The sequence below is a fragment of the Sphingomicrobium sp. genome (genome assembly GCA_036563485.1).
Classification (GTDB): Bacteria; Pseudomonadota; Alphaproteobacteria; order Sphingomonadales; family Sphingomonadaceae; genus Sphingomicrobium.
Genome location: DATCMI010000001.1, coordinates 573,371 through 582,655, shown reverse-complemented (window position 1 = coordinate 582,655; position 9,285 = coordinate 573,371). Strand labels below are relative to the sequence as shown.

Sequence of the window (9,285 nt, the reverse complement as noted above, 5' to 3'; positions counted from 1 at the left end):
GCTAGCTGGCCATCTTCCGGGCGCCCAGGCCCAGGACCATCTGGTTGGCGCGGTCGTAGGCAAGCGGCTTGCCGAACAGATAGCCCTGGATGATGTCGCAGCCGAGATCGCGCATCCGCTCGAAATCCTCGGCGGTCTCGACGCCTTCGGCGGTCACCGACATCCGGAAGCTCTTCGCCAGCTGGACGATCGACTGGATGATCGCGACGTTTTCCGGCCGGGTGCCGGCTTCGCGGACGAAGCTGCCGTCGATCTTCAGCTTGTGGAAGACGGCCTTGTTCAAATAGCCGATCGACGAATAGCCGGTGCCGAAATCGTCGAGCGCGATGCCGACGCCGAGCTGGCGCAGGCGCTTCAGGACGTCGAGGGTCGAACCATTGTCGCCCAGGAACACGCCTTCGGTGACTTCCAGTTCGATGCGGTTGCCGGCCAGCTTGTAACGGCTGAGCGCAGAGCTGACGATGTTCGGCAGCGCCGGCATGATGATCTGTTTCGGGCTGATGTTCAGCGCGACGGTGATCGGCTCCGGCCAGCTTGCAGCGGCGCGGCACGCTTCCTCGATCACCCATTCGCCGATTGCCGGCATCAGGCCGGTTTCCTCGGCGACGGGGATGAAGACGTTCGGCGGCACCAGCCCGCGCTTCGGGTGGTTCCAGCGGATCAACGCTTCGAAGCCGATCAGCCGCTGCGACTTGGCGTTGATCAGCGGCTGGAACACGAGGTGGAACTGCTTCGACGCGATGGCGCTGCGCAGGTCGGATTCCAGGCGGACGCGGTCCTCCTGTTCCGACTGCAGCTCCGACGAGAAATAGCGCGCGCAGCCGCGGCCGGCGTCCTTGGCTTGGTAGAGCGCAAGGTCGGCCTTGAGGATGAGGTCGTCGACGGTGGCGCCGTCGATCGGGCCGAAGGCGCAGCCGACCGACACGCCGATCCGGATCTCGGTCTGGTCGATGAGATAGGGTTCCTTGATCGCCGCGATGATGCGGTCGGCGAGCTTCTCGACCTTGCGGCGGCTCTGGGCGTCGGCGATGACGATCGCGAATTCGTCGCCGCCCATGCGGCCGACGGTGCCGTCGGCGCCGACTTCGTCGACCAGGCGCTTGGCCACGGCGCGAAGCACGGCATCGCCCTTCGGGTGGCCGAAGGTGTCGTTGACCGGCTTGAAGCCGTCGAGGTCGAGGAACATGATCGCGCAGGGGACATTGCCGGTGGTCGCCGAGCGCAGCGCTTCGCCGAGCAGCTGGCGGACGCGGCCGCGGTTAGGCAGGCCGGACAGCACGTCGACATTGGCGAGGTGAGTGAGGCGCTCCTGCGTTTGCCGGATGTCGGTGATGTCGGAGCCGACGCCGCGGAAGCCTTCGAAGCGGCCTGCAGTATCGACGATCGGGTCGCCCGCCATCGAAATCCAGCGCGGTCCTCGCGGCGTGCTGAGCTCCATTTCGAGCGCGTTGAACGGCTGCTTGGCGAGAAGAACGCGCCCAAGCTCGGCATTGCCGCCGAGCAGGGCCGGAAGCGAATGGCCGAGGAGCTGGTTGGCGGGGCGGCCAAGCACCGCGCTCATCCGCGAGCTGATGTAGGTGACGCGGTTCTCGCCATCGACCTGCCACAGCCAGCCGACGCCGCGCTGCTCATATTCCTGGAGGAGGAGGCTGGCGCTCTCGCTCTGGCTGCCGACGTCGGCATTGGTCTTGAGCTGGTGGAAGGCCCAGCGAGCGACGGTGAGGACGCCGAAGATCGACACGCCGAGCGTGAAGACGATTGAGACCATGTGCGGGAAGGGAAGCGAGTGGCGGCCGAGCAACAGCGCTCCGGCAACGCCCGCGGTAAAGGCGGTCATCCAGGCAGTGGCGCAGGCGGGGATGACGACCAGGCCCAAAGCGCCGACGCCGAGACCGGCCATCACCGACGCGGCGATGATCTGCGTTTCAGGCTGGAGGGTCGCGAAGACGTAGAGCGGCAGGCTCAGCCAGACGGCGGCGCGGGCGGCGACGTCGCCGACCATCGTCCACAGCGGCACCCTCTTGCCCGAGCGGCCGACGCAGGTGATGGCCTGGGTTCGAGCCAGCTGCATGGCGCCGATGTTGACGATCGCGACCGCGCCGGCCCAGCCCATCAGCCAAGGCGTCGGCACGGAGCCCCACAGGCTGCCGGTCATGATCAGGGCGGCGACGATGTTGGCCGCGGCGAAGAAGGTCGCAAGATGGGCCCGGGAAATCAGCTGCACGTCGCGGAGCGGCGAGCTTTCGCCCTCCGCGGCGGCGGTCAGCCCAGCCGATTCGCCGCCGGGAAGGCGGGCCGAAACCAAGCGCTTATACCTGTCAGGAGCTTCGTACATCCGCCCGCCGTTCAACTTGCGGGATCGGCTTAGCCAAAGAGAGTTGAAGCGGAGTTAAGGCCGTTTCGCATTGCTGGCGCGCCGGGGCGCCTCGCAAAGGCGCGAAAGCGGCTCTATAGGCTAGCGCTGATGGCGACCGACAGCGCGACGATCGACCGTGTGAATGCGCCGCGGCGGACGGCCCCGGCACCCAAGATCCAGTCGCCGGCCGACCCGATCGCGCGCGGCATGGGTCTCGACCGGCCCTTCTTCGACGACAAGAACCGCGCCTTCTGGGTGCTCCAGTCGATCGGCTGGAGCGGATATTTCTCGCTGCGTATCCTCAACGGCTTCGCCAACAGCATGGGCTGGATGTGGCTGGTCCACACCTTGCTGCTGACGATGACCGGCTATTCCCTGACGCTGCTGATGGCGTCGCTGTTCCGGCGGCTGATCAAGATGCGGCCGGTGTGGACGCTTGTGGTGTCGCTGGCCGCCGTCGCGCTCGCGGCGAGCGCCTTTTCGGTGATCGAGACGTGGAGCTATGCGACCTTCCTGAAGCCCGACGTGAAGCCGGAAGGCGCTCAATATCTGGGCGCGATCCTGCTCGACTTCGCGCTGCTCGCGGCCTGGTCGGCGCTTTACTACGGCATCAACTACTTCCTTCTGCTGGAAGAGCAGATCGACCAGCGCGAGCGGCTGGAGAGCCAGGCGTCGAGCGCACAGCTGGCGATGCTCCGCTACCAGCTGAACCCGCATTTCCTGTTCAACACGCTCAATTCGATCTCGACCTTGGTGCTGCTCAAGCAGACCGAGCGGGCGAACGCGATGCTGGCGCGGCTGTCGTCCTTTCTCCGCTACACGCTGGCGAACGAGCCGACGGCGCAGGTGACCCTCGCGCAGGAGGTGGAGACGCTGAAGCTGTATCTCGAGATCGAGAAGATGCGCTTCGAGGACCGCCTGCGGCCGCATTTCAAGATCGAATCGGAGACGATCGGCGCTCGGCTGCCGTCGCTGCTGCTCCAGCCGCTGATCGAAAATGCGATCAAATATGCGGTGACGCCGGCCGAGAACGGCGCCGACATCTGGCTAACCGCCAAGCGGGAAGGGCAGGCGGTCAGGATCGAGGTTGCCGACAATGGCGACGGCAGCGCGACCGAGATCGCCGCGAGTCCTTCGACGGGCGTCGGCCTGGCGAATATCCGCGACCGGCTGGCGCAAGCCTATGGCCCCGCGCATCGTTTCGAGACGAAAAAGAACGACCGAGGGGGTTTCAGCGTTGTGCTGGAGATTCCCTTCGACACCGGAGACAATGTTCAATGACAATCCGGACCATTCTGGTCGATGACGAGCCCCTGGCGACCCAGGGTTTGCAGCTGCGGCTGCAGGCCTTTGACGACATCGAAGTCGTTGCGACCGCGGCGAACGGGCGCGAGGCGATCCGCCAGATCAAGACCCACAAGCCCGACCTGGTATTCCTCGACATCCAGATGCCGGGCTTCGACGGCTTTTCGGTCATCCAGGGGCTGATGGACGTCGAGCTGCCCTTGTTCGTCTTCGTCACCGCGTACGGCGACCATGCGCTCCGCGCCTTCGACGCGCAGGCAGTCGATTATCTGATGAAGCCGGTCGACGAGGACCGGCTCGCCGGGACCATGGACCGGGTGCGCCAGCGGCTTCTGGAAAAGCGCAGCGCCGAAGAAGCGGAGCGCCTGAAGGAAGCGCTGGCAGAACATGCGCCGGAAGCCGCGGAGGAACTGGCTGACGCCACGCCCGACAACGCCCCCGCCGCCAACCGCTACGAGAAGATGATCAACATCAAGGACCAGGGGCAGATCTTCCGCGTAGACGTCGACACGATCGAGCGGATCGACGCCGCCGGCGATTACATGTGCATCCAGACGGGCGAGAATACCTTGATCCTCCGCGAAACAATGAAGGACCTTGAAAAGCGGCTGGACCCGCGCCGCTTCCAGCGCGTCCATCGCTCGACCATCGTCAATCTCGACCTGGTCCGCCAAGTGAAGCCGCATACCAATGGCGAATGCTTCCTGGTCCTCGATTCAGGGGCGCAGGTGAAGGTGTCGCGTTCCTATCGCGATGTGGTCGCGAGGTTCGTCCATTAGGATGGCTCACGACGAAGGCGGGGCATCACTGAAGGGCAAGCGCATCCTCGTGGTCGAGGATTCGCCCGTGGTCGCGCCGTTCACGGTCGACATCCTCGAAGAGCTCGGCTGCGAAGTGATCGGGCCGGCCCCGAACATGGCCGCGGCGCGGGAGCTTGCCGAAGGCGAAGAGTTCGATGCGGCGCTGATGGACGTACGGATCCGCGGCGACCGCAGCTATGCCATTTGCGACATCCTCGACGCCAAAAACGTGCCGTTCGTTTTCACGAGCGGTTATGCGGACTGGCAGCTGCCGGAAAAGTGGGAGGCCGTCCCACGGCTGCAGAAACCATATACGATGGGCCAGGTCGAAGAGGCGCTGGCCCGACTGCTGGGGTGACCATGGCAAGCAAGTTCGAAACCTTCGCTGCGCTTCACGTGCCGGGCGACCCGGTGGTCCTCTACAACATCTGGGACGTTGGTAGCGCTCGCGCCGTGGTCGATGCGGGCGCCAAGGCGCTGGCGACCGGCAGCCATCCCGTCGCCGATGCGCACGGCTGGCCCGACGGGCAGCAGGTCCCGATCGACTTCGCACTCGCCAATGCGCGGCGGATTATCGAAGCCGTCGAGGTGCCGGTCACGGTCGACTTCGAAGGCGCTTATTCGGATGAGCCGGAGCAAGGCGGTGCCAATGCCGCGCGGCTGAAGGAAACGGGCGCGGTCGGCTGCAATTTCGAAGACCAGGTGATTGGCGGCGAGGGGCTGCACCCGGTCGAGCTCCAGGTCCGGCGCATTGGCGCCATCCGCAGCGCTGTCGGCGCCGACTTCTTCATCAACGCGCGTACCGACCTGTTCCTGAAGACGCGCGACTATGACGATGCGCTGGTCGACCAGGCGATTGAGCGCGGCAAGGCTTTTGCCGATGCGGGCGCCAGCGGCTTCTTCGTCCCGCGCCTGTCGGATCCGAAGCAGATCGAGCGCATCGTTGCCGAAGTGCCGCTGCCGCTCAACGTCATAGCCTTCCCCGGCGCGCCGGACAAAAAGGTCTGGGCGGAAGCCGGTGTGGCGCGGATCAGCCACGGCCCGTTCCCGCACATGGCACTGATGAAGCAGCTTACAGAGAACGCCCGCCAGGCGATCGGCTAGCTAAAGCAGTCGCTTGGTGCTGTCCGCTTCGGGCGGGAAGCGGACTTCCTCGCTAGAGACTCCAGGCCGGGTCGTTAACGCTCCGGCGCGCGCGCTGGTCGGAGAAGGCCGCCGGCCATCCTGCCTTCGGAGTCGAGCACCACGGACATGGTCATCCCGCCCTTAGCAAAGACCAGGTCGTAAACGTCGTCGCCCATCGAACCGCGTCCGCGGAAATTGACCGACTGCAGTTGCCCCATCGAGCTGAACAGGGGGTGCGTCATGGGCAGGTCTCGACGGACGACTTCGGCGAACTGCGGAGAGAGTTTGCCGTACTCGGGCGAGCCGCTCGCCAGCCCGGCGACGAGCCTCCGTAAGGCAGCCTCGGTTCCGGCACTCGGCTCAGAAGCTGGACTGAAGGTCCGTTCTCCAGCGGGTCGGAGAACGCCGCCGGCCATCCTGCCCTGGAAGTCGAGCAGGACCGACATTGTCATCCCGCCCTTCGCGAAAGCCAGATTGTAGACGTCGTCGCCCATGGCTCCGCGGCCTTCGAACGTCACCGACTTCAGCTCGCCCATCGAGCGAAACATCGGATGGGTAGTGGGCAGGTCCCGGCGCACGACTTCGGCGAACTCCGGCGAGAGGTTCTTGTAGTCTGGCGAGCCGCTCGCCAGTCCGGCGACAAGCATTCGCAGTGCAGCCTCCGTTCCGGCCGTCGGGCCAGAGCCGCGGGAGGACCCCTGTGCTCGGGAGGATTCAACCGGTTGATTATTAGCTGCTTGCGAGGAGGCAGCGGGCTGCAACAGCAAGCCGAGGACGATCGCTCCGGTCAGGATCATAATAGCCACTCCGACAAGTAGTAGACGAGTGGTGCTTGAGTGCAGCGGGACAGCATTTCGAACTAGGTCCGGCGATTGGGCTACGGTTGGACCGTACCCTTCCGCCCCCCCAAGCATCCGAGCGGCTTCCAGGGACGATGTCGCGCGAAGCTTGGTGCGCGCCATCTTAAGGCGCTTCTCGACTGCATGATGCGAAATTCCGAGGTCGGCGGCGATCTCCTTGGCAGACTTATGCTGCAGCCATTGCCGCAGGCAGACCTTCTCGCCCTCCGTCAATCTCGAAAGGGAATCGCTGTCGTCCATTGCTGAATCGATAAAGGCAGTTGCCGCCGGTCGAAAGTACGGTCGGTTGGTACAGGAGACCTACTTTGCTCGCGCATCGGCCGACACCAGTGCGGCGGACGTCCGCTCGACGCGAGATATTGCAGCTGATCGTTCACCCCCGAAATGACAGGAACGGAGGCTCTTGCTTACCGTTTCAGACAGATGACGCAGTCATTGCCCAAAGAAGTGCTGGTCGTAGAGGACGAGCCGCTCGTCCGGATGGCGGCTGCGGATGCGTTGGTCGACCGCGGAATCATGGCGTGGGAAGCGGGAGATGCGGCCGAGGCCTTGCACGTCCTCGATAAGCATCCCGACATCGGCGTCGTCTTCACGGACATCAACATGCCGGGTGAGCCGGACGGCCTCGGCCTTGCAAAGGAAGTGAGCGTCCGCAGGCCGGAAGTCGAGTTGATCGTGACCTCAGGCGCAGTTCACGTGGACAACGAGCAGCTGCCGGATGACGGCACTTTCCTGCCCAAACCCTACTCGCCCGAGCGCCTGGCCAACCTTGTTGAGCAAAAGCTCTCCAAATCTAATTAGCCGCCGACTAGGCGCCGTGATCTTTGATGCTGCGCTCGATCATTCTTTGGACGTTCGCATCGTCCGCCTTAGTCCCTGCCTCGCGGCCCTGCTCTGCCTTGTCGAGACGCTGCGAGCGCTTCGCCGCGCTCTCCTTGGCCCGAGACTTACGCTTGCTGTCATCCGTCGTCATTCGGCAGGCCTAGCATGGCTCGAGCATGCTGTCGCTGCACGTTCGGCCTTGTTCATTTGAGCTGCGGCCCCATATCATCCTTCATTACGCTACCCTGGCAGCAAGCCGTGCGTAACTGAGGACCGGAGTGTTCCCGCTTGCCCGGAGAACATAATGTCCGACCGCACAGCGATGGCAGCTTCACTCATAGCGCGGCGAAATGGCTCCGGTGCGGGAAGCGGTGATACAACCCGATATTCAGATCAGCAGGTCGTGTTCCTTCACGAGTTTACCCTCGGCGGGTCAGAGGAGCTGTATCCACCCGGCACTTACACGGTCGAAACCGCCGAAGACGTCCATGAGCGCAACGGGCATTCAGCCTTTGTCCGCACATCTTGTATGCTCATCGTACGAACGGCTTCAGGTAGCCGAGCGGTCCAGATCCGCGCCGGCGAGCTCGAAGCTGCCTTGGCAAAGGATGTGCAGCGCCAACAGCTCAGCGCGCCGACTGAGAACCCGGACAGCGGCAAGGCAGATAAGGGACGGCCTGCTGCATGAGGGACGGTGTATGGACACGCGGCCAGGACACGGAGATGGAAGCCTGGATCGGCGGCGAGAGCCGGCTCGTCGTAGTTACGCCTGAGGCGATCGCTGAGCATCTCGGGCTGCCCGGGAACGAGGGCGCTGCGCTATCTGCAGATGAGAGGCGCCGCTTCGTGCGAGACAATATTTCGCTCGTGGTTGCCGCAGCGAATCAAAAGGCCGGCGCTGCTGATCACGCGGAAGATTCCCTGGTGATCCGTAGAGGCGAGTTGCCAGACAAGCAGCGGACCTAGTGGGCAGCAACCTATTGGTCGCGAACCAACCTCGGCTGAGCTCGAGGCGAACACCTCATAGAACAGGTTCGATCGTCGCGGCGGCGACCGCGCTCATCAGCCTGTCTGCTTCCGGCTCCTCTCAGGCGATGAACCAGACGCTTGCGAAGCCCGCGGCGCTAAGCACAAAAGCGGCACCGTTTATTGCGCCAGCCCCAATCCGCGACGTGATCGACCGGCAGTTCGGAGACAAATACACAGCCAGCGTGCGTGAGGCGGTAGCCCGCTGCGCCACGGCGGCGCTCGCCCAGGGTGCGATCATGTATGGCGTGAATGGCTATGCCGGGACGGAGGGCTACGCCGCTTACGTCGGTGCATTTCGCCCGGGCGAGGCAGGCGTAGCTGGCTTTCCGGGCGTCACTGCGACCATGCGGGTAAGCGCCATCACCGATGTGCAGCGCCGATCCGACGGGATGCGCGTCAAAGGTCTAATCGACAGTGGCGTCCTTTATCGCGGCGGTTACCGCGGCACCGCCTATCAAGGACCGGGCCCCGGCGGGGAGGCCTATGCCAGCCGGAACCCGAGCAACAACGATCTCGCGTTTCGCTGCAACCTCGACCGCGCCGGACTTGTCAGCAGCATGCACGTCGAGCGCCATACGACCACTTACCGGCGCTACTAACGAATGAGGCAAATGGTAGGGGGCTCCGAGGCGCGCGAGGCTGGGGCGTCGCAATTCGGCTTGTCTACTTAAGCGGCTGTGCCACGGTTTCTCCAGCGGCGCGCCGCGCGTTAACTGGTGTTTCCGATGGCAGTCATTCAGCTCAATCCGACGATGGCGTGTCCGCCTTCACCGCAGCCGAGGTCGAGAACGGACTTCCCGTCGATCGTCTGCCCGGAGACGACGGATCGCACGAGCTGAAGCGCGATCTCCGAACTGCCGCAGCCCTTGTGCCTTCCTCAGCCACTTACCGTCCTCATGCGGCGAGATCGTCGAGTGCCCGCCGAAGTCGATGAGATGGGTCCACGGCACTTCCGGGCTTAGCGCCCGCAAACCCCGTTCGATCTCGC

Annotated in this window: 11 protein-coding genes; 8 read left to right on the top strand and 3 right to left on the bottom strand. The window is 64.3% G+C overall.

Going from position 1 to position 9,285, the window contains the following annotated elements; genetic code table 11:
* Position 1: 1 nt before the first annotated feature.
* Positions 2 to 2,335: an EAL domain-containing protein gene (locus VIL42_03115; protein ID HEY8591838.1), complete on the bottom strand. Its 2,334-nt coding sequence runs from the start codon at positions 2,333 to 2,335 to the stop codon at positions 2 to 4.
* A 228-nt stretch (positions 2,336 to 2,563) separates the two neighbouring features.
* Between VIL42_03115 and VIL42_03110 the strand changes: the two genes are divergently transcribed.
* The 4 genes from VIL42_03110 to VIL42_03095 are packed head-to-tail and all read left to right on the top strand — an operon-like array spanning position 2,564 to position 5,565.
* Positions 2,564 to 3,637: a histidine kinase gene (locus VIL42_03110; GenBank protein ID HEY8591837.1), complete on the top strand. Its 1,074-nt coding sequence runs from the start codon at positions 2,564 to 2,566 to the stop codon at positions 3,635 to 3,637.
* Positions 3,634 to 4,440, top strand: coding sequence for a LytTR family DNA-binding domain-containing protein (locus VIL42_03105; GenBank protein HEY8591836.1), 807 nt, complete (start codon positions 3,634 to 3,636; stop codon positions 4,438 to 4,440). The genes VIL42_03110 and VIL42_03105 overlap by 4 nt, the downstream gene beginning before the upstream one ends.
* A gap of 1 nt (position 4,441) precedes the next feature.
* Positions 4,442 to 4,819 carry a response regulator gene (locus tag VIL42_03100; protein HEY8591835.1) on the top strand — a complete coding sequence of 126 codons (378 nt, stop codon included), beginning with the start codon at positions 4,442 to 4,444 and terminating at the stop codon, positions 4,817 to 4,819.
* A gap of 2 nt (positions 4,820 to 4,821) precedes the next feature.
* Positions 4,822 to 5,565, top strand: a complete 744-nt coding sequence (locus VIL42_03095) for an isocitrate lyase/phosphoenolpyruvate mutase family protein (protein ID HEY8591834.1) — start codon at positions 4,822 to 4,824, stop codon at positions 5,563 to 5,565.
* 74 nt (positions 5,566 to 5,639) lie between these two features.
* On the opposite strand, the gene VIL42_03090 is transcribed toward VIL42_03095, so the two are convergent.
* Complete coding sequence (locus VIL42_03090; protein HEY8591833.1) at positions 5,640 to 6,686, bottom strand: helix-turn-helix transcriptional regulator; 1,047 nt, start codon at positions 6,684 to 6,686, stop codon at positions 5,640 to 5,642.
* Between the two features lie 183 nt (positions 6,687 to 6,869).
* On the opposite strand from VIL42_03090, the gene VIL42_03085 reads away from it, so the two are divergent.
* Entirely contained in the window at positions 6,870 to 7,247 is a 378-nt protein-coding gene (locus VIL42_03085) for a response regulator (GenBank protein HEY8591832.1), read from the top strand.
* A gap of 7 nt (positions 7,248 to 7,254) precedes the next feature.
* Here the strand turns inward: VIL42_03085 and VIL42_03080 are convergent, their stop codons facing one another.
* Entirely contained in the window at positions 7,255 to 7,419 is a 165-nt protein-coding gene (locus VIL42_03080; GenBank protein ID HEY8591831.1) for a hypothetical protein, read from the bottom strand.
* A gap of 153 nt (positions 7,420 to 7,572) precedes the next feature.
* Here VIL42_03080 and VIL42_03075 point away from each other — a divergent pair, with 153 nt between their 5' ends.
* From VIL42_03075 to VIL42_03065, 3 genes are all read left to right on the top strand, one after another.
* On the top strand, positions 7,573 to 7,956 hold the full coding sequence (locus VIL42_03075; protein HEY8591830.1) for a hypothetical protein: 384 nt from the start codon (positions 7,573 to 7,575) through the stop codon (positions 7,954 to 7,956).
* Between the two features lie 35 nt (positions 7,957 to 7,991).
* On the top strand, positions 7,992 to 8,234 hold the full coding sequence (locus VIL42_03070; GenBank protein HEY8591829.1) for a hypothetical protein: 243 nt from the start codon (positions 7,992 to 7,994) through the stop codon (positions 8,232 to 8,234).
* Between the two features lie 245 nt (positions 8,235 to 8,479).
* Complete coding sequence (locus VIL42_03065; GenBank protein ID HEY8591828.1) at positions 8,480 to 8,896, top strand: hypothetical protein; 417 nt, start codon at positions 8,480 to 8,482, stop codon at positions 8,894 to 8,896.
* The last annotated feature ends 389 nt before the right edge of the window (positions 8,897 to 9,285 follow it).